The sequence below is a fragment of the Streptomyces parvus genome (assembly GCF_014648875.1).
Taxonomy (GTDB): domain Bacteria; phylum Actinomycetota; class Actinomycetes; order Streptomycetales; family Streptomycetaceae; genus Streptomyces; species Streptomyces parvus.
Map to the genome: position 1 here is coordinate 247,214 of NZ_BMRY01000008.1, position 17,838 is coordinate 265,051.

The following is a 17,838-nucleotide window of genomic DNA, read 5'->3' on the forward strand; positions in this document are numbered from 1 at the left end:
TGACCGGGATCTGTCAGTGCAGTCCGGCAAGCTGGAGGAGCAGGGACTTCACTTCGGTGGCCCTGACCCGGTCGGTGAACGCGTGGGGGGTGGAGCAGAGGATGAGCGGACCTTCGTCGTCGCTCTCGGGGAGGCGGCCGTGGCTGCCGCGAATGGGTGAGGGGTCCAGCGGGACGACCGCCATGCGGTAGCGCATGCCGAGCTTCTTGCGGGCGACCGCCGAGACGGCCTTGACCCGGACGTAGGGGTCCTCGGGGTCCATGAAGAGCTCGACGGGGTCGTAGCCGGGTTTGCGGTGGATCTCGACGAGCTGGGCGAAGTCGGGGGCGCGCGCGTCGTCGAGCCAGTAGTAGTACGTGAACCAGGCGTCCTTCTCCGCGACGGCGACCAGTTCGCCGGAGCGGGGGTGGTCCAGGTGGTGCTCCTTCTTGCCCTCGTCGTCGAGGAGCTGCTCGATGCCGGGCAGGTCCGCGAGGGCGGCCCGGGTCTCCTCCAGGTCCTCGGGACGGCGTACGTAGATGTGGGCGAGCTGGTGGTCGGCGACGGCGAACGCACGGGAGGCCATCGGGTCCAGGTATTCCATGCCGTCCTGGGTGTGGACCTCCAGCAGGCCCGCCCGGCGCAGGGCCCGGTTGATGTCGACCGGGCGGTTCACGCGGGTGATGCCGTATTCGGAGAGCGCGACGACCGTACGGCCTTCGGCCCGGGCGTCGGCCAGCAGCGGGGCGATCGCCCGGTCCAGGTCGGCGGCGGCCCGGTGGGATCGGGGGTCGTCGGGGCCGAAGCGCTGGAGGTCGTAGTCGAGGTGGGGCAGATAGCAGAGGGCGAGGTCGGGGGTGCGGGTGGCGATGATGTGCCGGGTGGCGTCGATGATCCACTGGGAGGAGACGAGGTCGGCGCCGGGGCCCCAGAAGTGGAAGAGGGGGAACGTGCCGAGTTTGTCGGTCAGTTCGTCGTGCAGGGCGGGCGGCCGGGTGTAGCAGTCGGGTTCCTTGCGGCCGTCGGCGTAGTAGACGGGGCGCGGGGTGACGGTCCAGTCGGTGTCGGCGCCCATCGCGTACCACCAGCAGATGTTGGCGACCGTGTAGCCGGGGTGGGCGCGACGGGCGGCGTCCCAGAGTCTGTCGCCCTCGACGAGCCCGTTGTGCTGCCGCCAGAGAAGGACGTCGCCGAGTTCGCGGAAGTACCAGCCGTTGGCGACGATGCCGTGTTCGGCGGGCATCGCACCGGTGAGGAAGGTGGACTGGGCGGCGCAGGTGACGGCCGGCAGCACCGTGGACAGCGGTGCCTGTGCACCCCGCTCCCCCAGGGCCCGGAGGTTCGGCATGTGGGCCAGCAGCTGGGGGGTGAGGCCGACGACGTCGAGGACGAGGAGGGGGGTGGGGCCACCGGTCCCCTGTGCGGATTCCGTTCCGGGTTCGGGCGCGCTCATGGCAGTTCCTTGAGGCCGAGGTCGACCAGGAGGTCGCGGGCGAGGGTGAGTTCGGCGGCGATGCCGTCGGCGAGCTGGGTGCGGGTGCGGGGCCGTAGCTCCGCCGGCAGCGCCTGCCAGGTGTACGTCTCCACCTCCAGGTGCCGGGTCAGCGGCGCGGGTCCGCCGACGAGCCGGGCGAGCGTGTCCCGGAGCACGGACAGCGTCGAGGTCAGCGGGGGCGCCGGGGGTGCGTGCAGCGGTACGTGGAAGTGGGCGCGCCAGGGGGTGGAGTCCGGGAGCGCCCGGCCGGCGACGGCCTCGTCGAGGTCGTCGGTGCCGCGCAGTCCGGCCGCCGTGCTGGTGCGGGTCTGGTGCAGGAAGCGGGGTTCGGCGAACGCGGCGAGCGCGGTGCGGACCTCGGGCAGATGCGGGTCCTCGGCGTGCAGGGCGGCGGAGAGCTGGGACTTGACGATGCGGATGCCGGCGGCGGCCAGGGCGTCGAGGGCGGTCGCGGGGTCCTCGAAGGAGGTGGCGAGGTGGCAGGTGTCGACGCAGATGCCGATGCGGTCGTGGCCGACGTCGGTGAGCGGGGCGATCGCGTCGGCGGTGGTCTCGACCGTGCAGCCCGGTTCCGGTTCGAGGCCGATACGGATGGACTTGCCCGTCATCTCGGCCAGGGCGTCGAGGCGCTGGGCGAGGGTGGTGAGGGCGGAGCGCGCGGTGCGGGCCGCCTCGGGGTCGCCGTCGTAGGGGGTGCGCCAGGCGAGGGGCAGGGTGGAGATCGTGCCCTCGGTGGCGTCGTCGGGGAGCAGGGCGGCCAGCAGACGGGCGAGGTCGGTGGTGTGGGAGAGGCGGTCGGGTTCGGTCCAGTCCGGCCGGTAGACCCGGTATTTGACCTCGTCGGCGCCGAACCCCTCGTACGGGAAACCGTTGAGGGTGACCACTTCGAGGCCGCGGCTGTCGAGTTCGGAGCGCAGGGCGCGCAGTTCGGCGGGGTCGTTGATCAGGGTGCGGGCGGCGTCCCGGGCGAGCCAGAGGCCGATGCCGAGCCGGTCCCGGCCGAGTCGGCGGCGGACGGGTTCGCAGTGGTCGCGGAGCTGGGCGCGGACGCCGTCGAGGGTTTCGGCGGGGTGGACGTTGGTGCAGTAGGCGAGGTGGACGGTGGAGCCGTCGGGGTGGCGGAAGCGCATGGCCGCCTCACTCCCCGCCGCGCAGGATGGAGTTGCCCTCGTGGAGCGGGTCGGGGGTGAGCACGTCCAGCTGGAGGCGGCCGCTCTGGCCGTAGAAGGCGACCGGGTTGCGCCACAGGACCTGGTCGACGTCGTCCTCGGTGAACCCGGCCTTCAGCATGGCGTCGGCGACCTTGCGGGTCTTGAGTGGGTCGCTCTTGCCCCAGTCGGCGGCCGAGTTGACGAGGATCTTCTCGGTGCCGTGGTTCTGGAGGATGGTGACCATGCGGTCCTCGTCCATCTTGGTGTCCGGGTAGATGGAGAACCCGGCCCAGCAGCCGCTGTCGGTGGCGGCCTCTACGGTTGTCTCATTGAGGTGGTCGAGCAGGACGAACTCCGGGGGGAGGTTCGATTCGCGGATGACGTCGATGGTGCGGTGGAGACCGGCGAGCTTGTCGCGGTGCGGGGTGTGGACGAGGGCGGGCAGAGCGTGGTCGGCGGCGAGCTGGAGCTGGGCGGCCAGCGCGTGGTCCTCGGCCGGGGTCATGGAGTCGTAGCCGATCTCGCCGACGGCGACGACGGAGTCCTTCACGAGATAGCGGGGCAGCGCGTCCAGGACGGGGGTGCAGCGGGGGTCGTTCGCCTCCTTGGGGTTGAGGGCGAGCGTGCAGTGGTGGGCTATGCCGTATTGGGAGGCGCGGAAGGGCTCCCAGCCGAGCAGCGCGTCGAAGTAGTCGAAGAAGCTGGCGGGCGAGGTACGGGGCTGGCCGAGCCAGAAGGAGGGTTCGACGAGCGCGCGGACGCCCGCGTCGTACATCGCCCGGTAGTCGTCCGTGGTGCGGGAGGTCATGTGGATGTGGGGGTCGAAGATGCGCATCAGGACTCCTCCGTGGGGGCGGGGGCTGCGGGAGCTGCGTTCGGCCGTGCCGGGTGGTCGCCCTCGCCGGCCGGAGCCGTGAGGGCGAGGACCGTGCGCAGGTCTTCGGGGACGGGGCGGCCCGCCGCGGTGCGTTCGGCGGCGAAGTCGTTCAGCATGCGGGCGAGTTCGGCGTCGCCGTGGGCACGTTCGCCGAGCCGGGCGACAGCCGCGACCGGCACCTCGGTGAAGAGGCACTTCAGCACGGCGTGCCGCCAGGCGTGCGGGTCGAGGTGGTCGGCGGCGTAGGGGCCGACGGCCGCGGCGACCAGCCGGGTGTCGTTGGCGCGCAGGGCGTCCTCGATGAGCGGGAGGGCGGTGTCGCCGAGGTCGAGGAGGTGCAGGGTGAGCAGGACGGCGCGGCGTTCGGCGGCGGTGCCCTGGTCGTAGAGCCGGGTGACGGAAGGCAGTGAGGCGCGAGACTCGACGAGCAGGAGGGAGCGTACGGAGTCGGCGTTCTCCTGGCCGCAGTGCCGACCGGCGGCGGCGTAGCGCAGTTCCCAGGGCGGGGAGGCGTACGGGCTCGCCCCCGGGCGGGGTGCGCCGGGCGTGGCAGTCGCGTCGGCCGCGTCGTGGGCGGCTTCGGCGAGCGCCTCGTCGAGCCAGGCGCGGGCGGCCCCGCCGAGTTCGGCGTCGAGTTCCTTGCGGGACTTGAGCGAGTTGCGGGACGTCAGCACGGGGCGGCTCCCTTCGGCGTGCTACCGCGCGTCACCGCGTCGCGCAGGAAGGCGATCGAGGTACGGGCCAGTTCGGGGCCGGCGTGGGAGTGGCGGGGCAGTTCGACGACGGTGAGGCCCCGGTACTCCGAGGCGGCCAGGGCGGCGAGCACGGGTGGGAAGTCGATCTCCCCGTCGCCGAAGGGCAGGTGTTCGTGGACTCCGCGCCTCATGTCCTCGATCTGGACGTGCCGGAGCCAGGGGGCGGAGTCCCTGATGCACTCGACGGGCGAGGCGTCCTCCAGGCACTGGCAGTGGCCGATGTCGAGGGTGAGGCCGAGCGGTCCCGGGTCGCCCAGGAGGCCGCGCAGATGGTGGAAGTCGGCGAGGGTGGCGAGGAGGTGACCGGGTTCGGGTTCGATCGCGAGGGGGATGCCGGACCGGTCGGCGGCTTCGAGTACGGGGGTGAGCGCTTCGGTGAGCCGTTTCCACGCGGTGTCCGTCGAGGTGCCGGGCGGGGTGATGCCGCTGAAGCAGTGGACGGCGTGCGCGCCGAGTTCGGCCGCCACGTCGACGGCGCGGACCAGCAGCGCGGTGCGGGCGGCCCGGGCGTCGGGGTCCGGGTCGAGGAGAGAGGGACCGTGCTTGCGGCGTGGGTCGAGGACATAGCGGGCGCCGGTCTCCACGGTGACCCGGAGCCCGAGGGAGGTGAGCCTGCGGCGGACCTGGCGGGTGCGCTCGGTGAGGTCCGGGGCCATCGGGTCCAGGTGCATGTGGTCGAGGGTCAGGCCGACGCCCTCGTAGCCGAGGTCGGCGAGGAGGCCCAGGGCGTCGTCGAGGCGGAGGTCGGTGAGCCCGTTGGTGCCGTATCCGAGGTGGAGGGTCATGTGAGGCTCACCTTCCGGGCGAGGCTGCGGGCGAGGGGGACGAGCCCCATGACGGCGAGACCGGTGACGGGCGATCCGGCGCGGGCGGCGAGGGCGGCCTGGAGCGGGATCATGGCCCGGATGCCCCCGCCGACCGCCCGCTGGGTCAGGGGCGGCGACGGGTTCAGCGTGGCGTGCAGGAGGGGTGGTCCGGCGGTACGGAGGTAGGCGCCGGTGAGCCCGATGACGAGGAGCCGGAGGGGGTCGGTGGCCCGGCCGGGGAGGCCCCGCCCGAGGATGCCCTGGCCGAAGAGGTCTTGCCCGAACAGGTCCTGCCCCGGGGTGCCGCCGGGCTGTGGGACCGCATTGCGGTCGGTGGCCCGGCTGGAACGTTCTCCACCCCCCAGCACCGCCGCCGCGAGTGCCGTCGTGGTGGCCAGCACCGCGAGCGGGACGCCCGTGGAACCGCCCTGCGCCTCGTGGCGCGATACGGCGGTGACGCCGTAGGTGTGTGCCCCGAGCACCAGGGCGGCGGGCAGCGCGGGCAGGGATGCCGTCAGCGTGCCCGGCGTCGGCACCGCTGCCGCTGCTGCGGCCGCCGTCACCCCGGCAACGTTGTCGGACAGCCCTCCGCCACCCGGCGTACCGGTCCCCGGCACCGCGACATCGGCCGTGGCCGTCGCGCCCAGCAGGAGGTCCAGCGAGCGGGCCGCCGCCATGGCCGCCGGGCCCGCCTTCGTGTGCTTCAGGTGCAGGTCGTACGCCCAGACCGTGGCGGCCAGGCCTGTGGCGACCGTCAGTGCGGGGCGGCCGGCCCGGGCCGCCAGGGCGAGGCCGGCGGCGGTCAGTACCCCGGCCGCGCCCAGGGCCGCCGCCGGGCTGATGCGGCCGGAGGGGATCGGGCGGTGCGGGCGGTCGATGGCGTCCTCGTCGCGGTCGGCCCAGTCGTTGAGGGCCATGCCGGCCTCGTACAGGCAGAGCGACGCGCCGATCGCGAGGGCGGTGCCCCGGCCGGGCCGGCGGCCCACCGCCGCGGCGCCCGCGAGGGCGTCCCCGGGCACGGAGAACAGGGCGGAGACGCGCAGCAGTTCGGCCCAGGCCCGCAGGCGTTCCCGGGGCGTGCCGCGGTCGGCGCCACGGCCGGGGGCCTCGTGGGGGCGGCTCCCGCCGGTGCCCGCGCCCCGTTCTCCGGTCCGGCCCGTGGGGCGCGGTCCGGGCCTGTCCGGTGCGGGCGCAGTCCCACCCGCACCGGACAGGCGGTCCTCGGTCACGGCAGCCGGCGGGCCGCCGTGTGCGAAACCGTTCCGCCGCCCGGCCGGGAGCAGCGACAGGGCCGCCACCAGCGCCGCCGGAACGGCTCGCCCCCGCCGCCTCACGCCTGGTCCCGCAGTCGCTCGGCGAAGGTGAGCAGGGTGGCGTACTGCTCGGCGAGTGCCGCCGATGTGCCGCCGTCCGGGTCCTTGAAGTAGAAACCCAGCTCCGGCAGGGGGCCGCCGATCCCGGCCTCGTGGGCACGGGCGAGCAGCCGGGCCAGGTCCAGGACCAGCGGGGCGGCGAGGGCGGAGTCGCAGCCCTGCCAGATGGTCTGGAGGATCATGCGGGAGCCGAGGAAGCCGTCGAAGGCGATGTGGTCCCAGGCGGTCTTCCAGTCGCCCATGGCGGGCACGTCGTCGATGTGCACCTCGCCTTCGGGGGCGGTGCCGAAGGTGTCGGCGAGGACGCGTTCCTTGCCCGCGTTCTTGGCGGCGGCCGCCGCCGGATCGGCCAGTGCCGCCCCGTCCCCGCCGCCCAGGAGGTTCGACCCGGACCACGCCCGTACGGCGAGGGCACGTTGGAGGAACATCGGGGCGAGCACGGAGCGGAGCAGCGTCTGGCCGGTCTTGCCGTCGCGTCCGGCGTGGGGAAGTCCGGCGGCGGCGACGGTGTCGGTGAGCGCGGGGGTGCGCAGCCCGGTGGACGGGGTGAAGTTGGCGTAGGAGCAGCCGGCGCGCAGGGCGGCGGCCGCGTAGAGGGAGCTGGCGGGCAGCCGGGTGTCGCCGGGTCCTGGGGCGGGTTCGGTGGAGGCGACGTTGATCACGACGGTGCGGGCCAGGTCGTGGCGGTGGGCGAAGTCGGTGAGGTCGGCGGCGAACGCGGCGATGAGTTCCTGGTCGGTGCGGGTGTCGCCGGGGAGGGGGCCGCCGGGGCGGATCTCGGCGTCGGCGGCGTCGAGTTCGGCGCGTACGGCCGAGGGGAGCCCGTGCGGGAGGACGCCGCCGTCGGCCAGCGCCTCGGCCCGCTTCGACAGCGGGCAGTCGAGGGTGTCGTGGCCGCCGAAGACCAGGTCGGTCAGAGCGGGCAGTCCGCTGTCGGCGAAGGGAGGCGTCTCGGTGACCATGCCGGTCGGCGGGTGGAGGCCCGCGGCGATGGCGGCGCAGCCCGCGGTGGCGGTGGTCGCCACGGAGCCGCGTGCTCCGATGAACCAGACGCCGGTGCGGCCCGCGACCTGCGCACGGTCCTCGGCACCGGCCAGGCCCAGGGCCTCCGGACGGCCCGGGGTCCCCGCGAGGCCGGGGGCCCCGGAGGTGAGCGGCGCGTCGGTGCGGCCTGGGGCGTCGGTTCGGCCTTCACGATCGGCGTGTGCGGTCACGGGGCTGCCTCCTGGGGGATGGGTCGGGGTGGAGGACGACGGGCGGGGAAGGTGCGTGCTTCCCCCGCCCGTCGTCGGCAGAGGCGGCTGCCCTACTTCGAGGGCAGCTCCTTCAGTTGGATGTTGCGGAAGGACACCTGGTCGTCGGCTCCGTGGTTCTGGAGGCCGATGTAGCCGTCCTTCAGACTGCGGGCCGGGTCGGTGTTGGTGAAGTCGTTGATCTTCGCTCCGTTGAGGAAGATCTGCAGACGTTCGCCCTGGACCTTGATCTCGTAGCTGTTCCACTGGCCCGGGGGCCGCAGGACGCGGTCGCGGGCCTTGATGTTGGCGGACTTGAACCCGTAGACGGCGCCGGTGGTGCGGTCGGCGGCGTCGGTGGCGTCGATCTGGATCTCGTACCCGTTGTTGACCGCCGACCAGGGGTCGTCGGACTCCGGGAAGCCCACGAAGACACCGGAGTTGTCGTCGCCGGCCATCTTCCAGTCGAGCTTCAGCGAGTACGACTTCAGCTCCTTGGCCTGGTAGGTGAGGAGACCCATGCCGCCCTCGGAGTGCAGGGCGCCGTCACTGACGGAGAACTTCCCCGGGCCCGCCTGCTTCCACCCCTCCAGCGTCTTGCCGTTGAAGATCGGCCGGTAGTCGGTGTCCGGCTTGCAGTCGGCCTTCACCTGGCCGGTGGCGTAGCGCAGCCCGCCCAGGACGTGGCTGCGGAAGGCCGGTTCGGCGTAGGACTCCTTGGTGTGGCCGAGGCCGGTGTAGAAGGAGCGGCCGCCCTGGTAGGTCTGGCACCAGGAGATCGGGTGGTCGCCCTTCATGTTCCCGCCGGTGTAGGTGGTCTCGTCGAGGGTGGCGAGAACCTTGGCCTTGTCCCGGGGGTTGGTGCGGTAGTTGTACCACTCGTCGGTGCGCTCCCACTCCTCGTCCAGGTGGGCGGTGGCGGGGTGGTCGTGGTCCTCGACGCGGACGGTGGCGGGCTGGATCTGCGGGTGGGAGTCGAAGTAGGCGCCGACGAGGCCGCCGTAGAACTCCCAGTCGTACTCGGTGTCGGCGGCCGCGTGGATGCCGACGTAACCGCCGCCGGTGGCCACGTAGTTCTCGAACGCCTTCTGCTGCTCGGCGCCCAGCACGTCACCGGTGGTGGAGAGGAACGCGACGGCGTCGTAGCGGGCCAGGTTGCTGGTGGTGAACTGGGCGGCGGACTCGGTGGAGTCGACCGTGATGTTGGTGTCCTTGCCGATCTCCTTCAGGGCCTCGATGCCCGTGGGGATCGAGTCGTGGCGGAAGCCGGCGGTCTTGGAGAAGACCAGGACGCGCTTGGCGGTCTTGTCGACCGGGGTGTTGGACAGTTCGAAGTCGTCGACGTCGTAGAGCGCGCCGTCGCCGCCCTTGAAGACGAGGAAGAGCTCGGTCTGCTTCTTGGGCGCCCCGCGCAGCGGGATGTCGACGTCCTGGAAGGTGTCCCAGCTGCCGGTCACCGGGACGGGTCCGGAGCCGAGGATCTTGCCGGTGGGCGAGCCCGCGCGGACTTCGAGGAAGCCGCCGGAGCCGGCCGAGGAGATCCGGGCGGTGAGCTTGGTGGTGTTGCCGAGGACGTAGGTCTTGAAGGAGATCCAGTCGTCGTTGTGGATGTCGCCGACGGTCTTTCCGCCGTGCGCACTGGACTTGCTCGGTGTGGTGACGCCGGAGGAGTCGTCGAAGTGCTCGGCCTGGCGGTGCTTGGGCTGGAGCCGGGAGGCGTCCTTGCCGGTCAGCTTGGCCTGGCCGCCACCGCCGTTGTCGGTGTACGAGGCCGAAATGCCGCCGTAGATGTTGGCGTTGGGGTCGTGCCCGCCTTCCATGGCGGTCTTGATGGTGCCCTCACAGCCGTGCTCGGTGGTGATGTCGTGGCCGTGGCTGTCGTGGCCCAGGGTGAACTTGACCTCGACCTTGGTGCAGTCGATGGTCCCGTCCTCCGGGTCGCTGACGTTGACCTTGAAGGGCACGGAGTCGCCGAACTCGAAGAGCTGCCCGTCCTCGGGGAGCACCAGTTCCACAGTTGGGGCGGTGTTGCCGACGGTGACGTGGACGCTGGCGGAGCCGGTGCGGCCCGTCGGGTCCTCGGCGGTCAGAGTCGCGACGTACGTGCCGTTCTTCTTGTACGTGTACGTGGGGTTGGCCGCGGTGGAGGTGCCGCCGTCACCGAAGTCCCAGGAGTAGGTCAGCGGGTCGTCGTCGCCGTCCGCCGTGCCGGCCGAGGAGAACTTCACCTTCAGCGGCGCGGTGCCCGAGGTCTTGTTCGCCGAGGCCTCGGCAATGGGCGAGCGGCCTCCGGTGGCGTTCTCGATGCGGTAGAGGGCGGAGTTCTCGTCGCCGCCGAACCAGGCGAGGCCGTAGTCGAGGACGTACAGCGCCCCGTCCGGGCCGAAGGCCATGTCCATGATCTGGGTTCCGGACCAGGGCACGTCGTTGATGGACTGGACGGCGCCGTCGGCGTCCTGCTCGATGCGCTTGATCCACTGGCGGCCGAACTCACCGGCGAAGAAGTCGCCGTCGTAGGCCTCGGGGAACTTGACCGGGGAGTCGAGGTCCGCGTCGTAGCGGTAGACGGGTCCGCCCATCGGGGACTCGGAGCCGGATCCGAACTCGGGCACCGATCCGCCGTCGTAGGGGATCCACGCGGCCTCGGCCGGCGGCAGGTCGACGAGTCCGGTGTTGTGCGGCGACTCGTTCTTCGGGGCGGCGCAGTCGAAGGCGGCGCCGGAGGTCTTGGTGGCGAAGTCGTAGTCGATGTAAGGCTCGTTGTCGCCGACGCAGAAGGGCCAGCCGAAGTTGGCGGCCTTCGTCACCCGGGCGAACTCGACCTTCCCGGCCGGTCCGCGCCCCGGGTCGGCAGCGCCCGCGTCGGGGCCGTAGTCACCGACGTACACGGTGCCGGTGGCCTGGTCGACGGAGAAGCGGAAGGGGTTGCGGAAGCCCATCGCGTAGATCTCGGGGCGGGTCTTGTCCGTGCCCGGCTCGAAGAGGTTGCCCTCGGGGACGGTGTACGAGCCGTCGTCGGCGACCTTGATGCGCAGGATCTTGCCGCGCAGGTCGTTGGTGTTGCCCGAGGTGCGGCGGGCGTCGAACGCCGGGTTGCGGTCGGGGCGTTCGTCGATCGGGGTGAAGCCGTCGGAGGCGAAGGGGTTGGTGTCGTCGCCGGTCGAGAGGTAGAGGTTGCCGTCCTTGTCGAAGTCGATGTCACCGCCGACGTGGCAGCAGATGCCGCGCGAGGTGGGGACGTCCAGGACCTTCTTCTCGCTGGCGGTGTCGAGGGTGCCGTCCTCGTTGAGGACGAAGCGGGAGAGCCGGTTGACGCCGTCGAACTCCGCGAAGTCGGCGGCGGTGCCGGTCTCGGGGGCGTCGCCCGCCGGGGTGTCCATCGGGGGCGCGTAGAAGAGGTAGATCGCCCGGTTCTCGGCGAAGTCCGGGTCGACGCCGACGCCTTGGAGGCCTTCCTCGTCGTGCGTGTACACGGGGAGGGTGCCGGAGATCCTGGTGTTGCCGGCGCTGTCGGTGATCCGCAGCTCGCCGCCGCGCGAGGTGTGCAGCACGCTGCGGTCGGGGAGGACGGCGAGCGACATGGGCTCGCCGGTCTCCTCGGCGCCCTTGGCCAGGGTGACTTGCTGGAAGTCCTCCGCCACGGGCTCCTCGTGCCCGGGGTGGCCCGGGTGGGCGGTGGCGCCGGGGGCGGAGCCGAGGGTCAGGGTGGCGGCGGCGAGCAGGCCGCCGGTGAACAGCGCGAGGGTCTTTCGGACGCGGGTCCGGGCCAGGAGCCGCTTTCTGGTTCTGTGCACGTAGGTCCTCCGGAGAGTGCCGGTTGTACGGGCGGGTGTAGCCGTGCCGTGCCGCGCGGGGACTGCCGCGCGTGCGTCACCGGAGACAGGAGAGACCCCGGTGACGCGAGTCATGTCGTGTACACGAAATGGACGGTAGACCTGTTCGTCCTCGACGGAAAGCCCTTGTGCAACAGGTAAGTCGAACTTCTGCTTCCGGCAGGACAAAGAGGTTTCCGGGCAGGGCGAGGCAGCCCCGGGGGCGGGAGATGGCGCGGTGCGACATGCCCCCGGGGCTGAAGCGTTCTCGCTACTCGCCGCCGCCGAAGGCCGCGTCGAAGGAGGCGGACGGCGGGTCGAAGTCGAACCGCTTGAGGCTGGCAAGCGCTTCCGGCGCGCCGGTCAGCCGGTCCATTCCGGCGTCCTCCCATTCGACCGAGACCGGGCCTTCGTAGCCGATGGACCGGAGCATCCGGAAGACGTCCTCCCAGGGGACGTCGCCGTGGCCGGCGGAGACGAAGTCCCAGCCGCGCCGGGGGTCGCCCCACGGCAGATGCGAGCCGAGGCGGCCGTTGCGGCCGTCGAGGCGCTTGCGGGCCTCCTTGCAGTCGACGTGGTAGATCCGGTCGCGGAAGTCGTAGAGGAAGCCGACCGGGTCCAGGTCCTGCCAGACGAAGTGGCTCGGGTCGAAGTTCAGCCCGAACGCGGGCCGGTGGTCCACCGCCTCCAGCGCGCGCTTGGTGGTCCAGTAGTCGTACGCGATCTCGCTCGGGTGGACTTCGTGGGCGAAGCGCACCCCCTCGGCGTCGAAGACGTCCAGGATCGGGTTCCAGCGCTCGGCGAAGTCCTCGTAGCCGCGTTCGATCATGTGCGGCGGGACGGGCGGGAACATCGCGACGAGGTGCCAGATGGAGGAGCCGGTGAACCCGATGACCGTGTCGACCCCGAAGGCGGCGGCGGCCCGCGCGGTGTCGGCGATCTCGGCGGCGGCCCGCTGCCGTACGCCTTCGGGCTCCCCGTCGCCCCAGATGCGGGCGGGCAGGATGCCCTGATGGCGTTCGTCGATCGGGTTGTCGCAGACGGCCTGCCCGACCAGGTGGTTGGAGATCGCGAAGCACTTCAGCCCGTACTTGTCGAGCAGTTGGTGCCGGGTGTCCAGGTAGCCGGGGTCGGCCAGCGCCTTGTCGACCTCGAAGTGATCTCCCCAGCAGGCGAGTTCGAGTCCGTCGTAGCCGAAGTCCCGGGCGTGCTTGCAGACCTCCTCCAGCGGGAGGTCGGCCCACTGGCCGGTGAAGAGGGTGAAGGGGCGGGGCATGGGCGGCGACCTCCTAGGCGGGGACCGGGGTGTGGACGGAGTTCTTGGCGGCGCTCTCCTCGACGGCGGCGAGCACCCGCTGCACCTGGAGGCCGTCCGCGAACGACGGTACGGGCGGGGCCCCTTCGGCGATCGTGCGGACCACGTCGCGGGCCTGGTGGACGAAGGTGTGCTCGTAGCCGAGGCCGTGGCCCGGCGGCCACCAGGCCTCCAGGTAAGGGTGCTCGGGTTCGGTGACGAGGATCCGCCGGAAGCCCGCGGTGGCGGCGGGTTCGGTGTGGTCGTGGAAGGACAGCTCGTTCAGCCGCTCCAGGTCGAAGGCGAGCGAGCCCAGCTCCCCGTTGATCTCCAGGCGCAGGGCGTTCTTGCGCCCGGCGGCCATCCGGGTCGCCTCGAAGGAGGCCAGAGCGCCGGAGGCGAGACGGCCGGTGAAGATCGCAGCGTCGTCCACGGTCACCTCTCCCCGCTCCACCGTGTCGGCGCCGCCGGAGAGCCCGGCCGACGCCCCGGCGAGCAGGGGCCTCTCGCGTACGAAGGTCTCGCTGACGGCGGAGACCCCGGTCAGCAACTCGCCCGCGAGGTACTGGGCGAGGTCGACGATGTGCGCCCCGAGGTCGCCCAGCGCGCCGGATCCCGCGTGCTCGCGCTTGAGCCGCCAGGTGAGCGGGGAGGCCGGGTCGACCAGCCAGTCCTGGAGGTAGGTGGCCCGCACGTGGCGCAGCGGTCCGAGCCGGCCCGCGGCGATGAGCTGCCGGGCGTAGGAGATCGCGGGCACCTTGCGGTAGTTGAAGCCCACCATCGCCACCTGGCCGCGGGCGGCGGCAGCCTCGGCGGCACGGACCATGGCCTCGGCCTCGGCGACGTTGTTGGCGAGCGGCTTCTCGCACAGGACGTGCTTGCCGGCCTCCAGGGCGGCGATGGCGATCTCCGCGTGGCTGTCGCCAGGAGTGCAGATGTCGATCAGCTGGACGTCGTCCCGGGCGATCAGGGCCCGCCAGTCGGTCTCCGCCGCCGCCCAGCCGTGCCGGGCGGCGGCGGCGTCGACCGCCGCACGGTCGCGTCCGCAGATCGCGGCGAGAGCGGGCCGCAGCGGCAGGTCGAAGACGTGTCCGGCGGTGCGCCACCCCTGGGAGTGGGCGGCGCCCATGAACGCGTATCCGACCATGCCGACCCCGAGCGTTCCCGGCGCCTGCCGCGGCGGCGGTGCTGAGGCTTGCGTTTCCGTCTCTTGACTACGGGCCATGCGGACTTCCTCCTCATCGGTGTGCGGTAACGGGCCGGGGGACGCGCTCGCCGCCTCCCCCGGAGTCCCGGTCAGTTGAAGCCCGTCGGCAGGTACTGGTCGATGTTGTCCTTCGTCACGACCGCGGAGTACAGGGTCAGGGAGGTCGGGATCTCCATCTCGGAGAGCCCGCTGATGCCCTTGGACTGGCCGAGCGCCCGGGCCAGGTCGATGGCGGAAGCGGCCATCGTCGGCGGGTAGAGGACGGTCGCCTTGATGACCGAGTTGTCGGCCTTGATGGCGTCCATCGCGGACTTGGCGCCGGCGCCGCCGACCATGATGAACTCGTCGCGGCCCGCCTGCTTGATCGCGCGCAGCGCGCCGACGCCCTGGTCGTCGTCGTGGTTCCACAGGGCGTCGAACTGCTTCTGCGCCTGGAGGAGTTGGGCCATCTTCGCCTGGCCGGACTCGACGGTGAAGTCGGCCGCCTGACGGGCCACCAGCTTGATGTTGGAGTAGTTCTTGAGGGCGTCGGCGAAGCCCTGGCTGCGCTGCTTGGTCAGCTCCAGGTTGTCGATTCCGGCGAGCTCGACGACCTTGGCGTTCTGCTTGTCCTTGAGCTGTTCGCCGATGTAGTGCCCGGCGTTGAGGCCCATGCCGTAGTTGTCGCCGCCGACCCAGCAGCGGTAGGCCTGCGGGGAGGCGAAGATGCGGTCCAGGTTGACGACGGGGATGCCCGCCTTCATCGCTTCCAGGCCGACCTGGGTGAGCGCCTTGCCGTCGGCGGGGAGGATGACGAGGACGTCGACCTTCTTGTTGATGAGGGTCTTGACCTGGCCGATCTGGGCGGCGGTGTCGTTGGAGCCCTCGGTGATCTCCAGGGTGACGTCGGAGTACGTCTCCGCCCGGGACTTGGCGTTCACGTTGATCGCGTTCAGCCAGCCGTGGTCGGCCTGCGGTCCGGCGAAGCCGATGGTGACGGCCTTGCCGGGCTTGTCGTCGGCGGGGGCGCTGTTGGCCGCGGACTCGGTCTTCTTGGGCTCGTTGCTGGTACAGGCGGTGAGGAGCGCGCCCGCGGAGACGGCGGCGGTTCCGAACAGCAGCCCTCTGCGGCTGGTTTCTGGCATGACGGTCTGACCCTTCATCCGGTGGGTGCGTACGAGGTGCGGGTGCGGGGGGTTCGTTGTGGGGCGCTCGGGGCCGTTGCGCGGGCGGTCAGGTCTCCCGACCGCGCATGGTGCGGCCCTGGACGAGGACGGCGGCGACGATGATGGCGCCCTTGGCGATCTGCTGGACGTCGCTCTGGAGGTTGTTGAGCGCGAAGATGTTGGTGATCGTGGTGAAGATCAGGACGCCGAGGACGGAGCCGACGATGGTGCCCCGGCCGCCGCTGAGCAGGGTTCCGCCGATGATCGCGGCAGCGATGGCGTCGAGCTCGTACAGGTTGCCGTTGGTGTTCTGGCCGGAGCCGGCCAGCACGATCAGCATGAAGGCGGCGATGCCGCAGCAGAGCCCGGACAGCAGGTAGAGGTACAGGCGCTGGCGGCGGACGTCGATCCCGGCGAGCCGGGCGGCCTCCGCGTTGCCGCCGACGGCGACCGTGCGGCGGCCGAAGGTGGTCCGGTTGAGGATCAGCCAGCCGACGATGACGACCACCGCGAACATGATGACCAGCGGCGGGATCCCGAGGATGTAGGAGTCGGGCAGACCGAGGTCGAGGACCGAGTCGACGGTGACGATCTGGGTCTTGCCGTCGGTGATCTGGAGCGCGAGTCCGCGGGCCGAGGCGAGCATGGCCAGCGTGGCGATGAACGGAACCATGTTGCCGTACGCGATGAGGACGCCGTTCACGAGTCCCGCGGCGAGGCCGACGATCACCGCGGTGAACGCGATGCCCGCGAAGCCGTACTCCTGGGTGGCCAGGGTCGTCGCCCACACCGAGGCGAGGGCGACCATCGCCCCGACGGAGAGGTCGATGCCCCCGCTGATGATGACGAAGGTCATGCCGACGGTGACGACACCGATGACGGACGCCTGGGTCAGGATCAGCTGGAGGTTCCCGGTGTCCAGGAAGGTGTCCGGTTCGGTGATGCCGCCGACCAGGATCAGCGCGGCAAGGACGCCGAGCAGGGACAGGATCCGGACGTCGAGCCGCAGACCGAGAGTCGGCATGCCCCCGCCCGACTTCGAGGGCGGCGTGTCGGAGGGGGCCGCGACGGCCCCCTTGTCCGGCCCGTTGTGCTGCGCCGACGGGGCGGGCTGTGTCATGGCGTCGGGCTCCCTTCCATCACGAGGTCGAGTACGCGGTGCTCGTCGAGCTCCTGGGCGGGGGCCGTGTGGACCACTTCGCCCTCGCGGAGGACCAGCACCCGGTCGGCGAGGCCCAGGACTTCGGGCACTTCGCTGGAGACGAGCAGGACGGCGAGGCCTTCGTCGGCCAGCCGGCGGATCACGGCGTAGAGCTCGGCGCGGGCGCCGACGTCGACACCACGGGTGGGTTCGTCCAGCAGCAGCACCCGGCAGCCGCGCAGCAGCCAGCGGGCGAGGACGGCCTTCTGCTGGTTGCCTCCGGAGAGGGTGCGGACGGCGGCGTCCGGGTTGTCGGGCCGCATCTGCAGTTCGCGGGTGGCGTTCCGTGTGGCCTTCCGCTCCCCGCCCCGGTCGATCCAGCCGATCCGGGCGAAGCGGGAGAGGGAGGAGACGGAGACGTTACGGGTGACCGACTCGGTCATCAGCAGGGCCTGCGCCTTGCGTTCCTCGGGGGCGAGACCGATCCCGGCGGCGACGGCGGCGCGGACGCTGCCGGGGCGGAGCTGCTTCCCCGCGACGGTGACGGTTCCGGTGCTCGCCTTACGGGCTCCGTAGATCGTCTCCAGGATCTCCGAGCGGCCCGAGCCGACGAGTCCGGCCAGACCGACGATCTCGCCGGGCCGCAGTTCGAGGTCGACAGGGGCGAACTCGCCCTTGCGGGACAGGCCTTGGACCCGGAGCACGGGTTCGCCGGTGGTGGCGGCCGGCTCCTCGGGGCGGGGCGGGAAGACATAGGCGACGTCACGGCCGGTCATCATGGCAACGATGTCGCGTGTGGGTGTGTCGGCCGCGGGCAGTCCGACGGCCACGGTCCGGCCGTCCTTGATGACGGTGACCCGGTCGCCGATGCGGCGGATCTCCTCGAGACGGTGCGAGATGTAGACGACGGCCACCCCGTCGGCGGTGAGACCCTCGACGATGCGGAAGAGGTTGTCGACCTCGTCGGGGTCGAGGGCGGCGGAGGGCTCGTCCATCACGATGAGCCGAACCTCGTGGGAGAGCGCCCGCGCCATGGAGACGATCTGCTGCTGGGCGGCGGAGAGGTCGCCGACGTGCCGGGCGGGGTCGATCTCCGGGTGCCCGAGGCGGGCCAGCAGCGCCTTGGCGGCGGCGCGCCCCTCGCCCGTACGGACGATGAAGCCGGCGCTGGTCGGCTCGTGGCCCAGGAAGACGTTCTCGGCGACCGAGAGGTCCTCGACCAGGTCGAGTTCCTGGTAGATGGTGGCGATGCCCAGGCGCATGGCGGCGATCGGCGACTTGAGCTGGACCTTCTCGCCGCGCCAGGTGATCTCTCCGTCGCCTGGCTGGTGGGCTCCGGCGAGCACCTTGATGAGGGTGGACTTGCCCGCACCGTTCTGGCCGAGGAGGCAGTGGACCTCGCCGGCCTGGACCTCCAGGTCGACGCCGTCCAGGGCGCGGACGCCCGGGAAGAGCTTGGTGATGCCGGACATGGTGAGCAGGGGTGGTTCTGGTGCCATGACGAATCCCCTCGGCGAATGGGGTCTCCCCTGCTCGGGCGGGTGCCGAGGGCCGGGGAGGGCCGGTGAGCG

General features: G+C 71.7%; 13 protein-coding genes. All 13 read right to left on the minus strand.

Going from position 1 to position 17,838, the window contains the following annotated elements; all coding sequences use genetic code 11:
* Positions 1-13: 13 nt before the first annotated feature.
* The gene (locus IE140_RS24695) at positions 14-1,432 is read right to left on the minus strand and encodes an alkaline phosphatase family protein (RefSeq protein ID WP_150192990.1); all 1,419 of its coding nucleotides are present in this window, start codon (positions 1,430-1,432) and stop codon (positions 14-16) included.
* Positions 1,429-2,604, minus strand: coding sequence for a metabolite traffic protein EboE (gene eboE / locus IE140_RS24700; protein ID WP_150192991.1), 1,176 nt, complete (start codon positions 2,602-2,604; stop codon positions 1,429-1,431). The genes IE140_RS24695 and eboE overlap by 4 nt, the downstream gene beginning before the upstream one ends.
* A gap of 7 nt (positions 2,605-2,611) precedes the next feature.
* Entirely contained in the window at positions 2,612-3,460 is an 849-nt protein-coding gene (locus tag IE140_RS24705; RefSeq protein ID WP_093443099.1) for a TatD family hydrolase, read from the minus strand.
* Complete coding sequence (locus IE140_RS24710; RefSeq protein WP_229826895.1) at positions 3,460-4,176, minus strand: EboA domain-containing protein; 717 nt, start codon at positions 4,174-4,176, stop codon at positions 3,460-3,462. Before IE140_RS24710 ends, IE140_RS24705 begins: the two co-directional genes overlap by 1 nt.
* The gene (locus IE140_RS24715; protein WP_150192992.1) at positions 4,170-5,042 is read right to left on the minus strand and encodes a sugar phosphate isomerase/epimerase family protein; all 873 of its coding nucleotides are present in this window, start codon (positions 5,040-5,042) and stop codon (positions 4,170-4,172) included. Before IE140_RS24715 ends, IE140_RS24710 begins: the two co-directional genes overlap by 7 nt.
* Positions 5,039-6,397 (minus strand): SCO3242 family prenyltransferase, encoded by a 1,359-nt coding sequence (locus IE140_RS24720; protein ID WP_150192993.1) that lies wholly within the window; start codon positions 6,395-6,397, stop codon positions 5,039-5,041. Before IE140_RS24720 ends, IE140_RS24715 begins: the two co-directional genes overlap by 4 nt.
* Positions 6,394-7,650, minus strand: coding sequence for an inositol-3-phosphate synthase (locus IE140_RS24725; RefSeq protein ID WP_189460703.1), 1,257 nt, complete (start codon positions 7,648-7,650; stop codon positions 6,394-6,396). Before IE140_RS24725 ends, IE140_RS24720 begins: the two co-directional genes overlap by 4 nt.
* A gap of 92 nt (positions 7,651-7,742) precedes the next feature.
* Complete coding sequence (locus IE140_RS24730; protein WP_150192994.1) at positions 7,743-11,462, minus strand: ThuA domain-containing protein; 3,720 nt, start codon at positions 11,460-11,462, stop codon at positions 7,743-7,745.
* Between the two features lie 289 nt (positions 11,463-11,751).
* Positions 11,752-12,756 (minus strand): sugar phosphate isomerase/epimerase family protein, encoded by a 1,005-nt coding sequence (locus IE140_RS24735; RefSeq protein WP_032777102.1) that lies wholly within the window; start codon positions 12,754-12,756, stop codon positions 11,752-11,754.
* 13 nt (positions 12,757-12,769) lie between these two features.
* Positions 12,770-13,999: a Gfo/Idh/MocA family protein gene (locus tag IE140_RS24740; RefSeq protein ID WP_150192995.1), complete on the minus strand. Its 1,230-nt coding sequence runs from the start codon at positions 13,997-13,999 to the stop codon at positions 12,770-12,772.
* 71 nt (positions 14,000-14,070) lie between these two features.
* Positions 14,071-15,105 (minus strand): substrate-binding domain-containing protein, encoded by a 1,035-nt coding sequence (locus IE140_RS24745; protein WP_093443156.1) that lies wholly within the window; start codon positions 15,103-15,105, stop codon positions 14,071-14,073.
* Between the two features lie 88 nt (positions 15,106-15,193).
* Positions 15,194-16,246 carry an ABC transporter permease gene (locus IE140_RS24750; RefSeq protein WP_150192996.1) on the minus strand — a complete coding sequence of 351 codons (1,053 nt, stop codon included), beginning with the start codon at positions 16,244-16,246 and terminating at the stop codon, positions 15,194-15,196.
* Positions 16,243-17,766 carry a sugar ABC transporter ATP-binding protein gene (locus IE140_RS24755; protein ID WP_189460705.1) on the minus strand — a complete coding sequence of 508 codons (1,524 nt, stop codon included), beginning with the start codon at positions 17,764-17,766 and terminating at the stop codon, positions 16,243-16,245. The genes IE140_RS24750 and IE140_RS24755 overlap by 4 nt, the downstream gene beginning before the upstream one ends.
* Between the last annotated feature and the right edge of the window lie 72 nt (positions 17,767-17,838).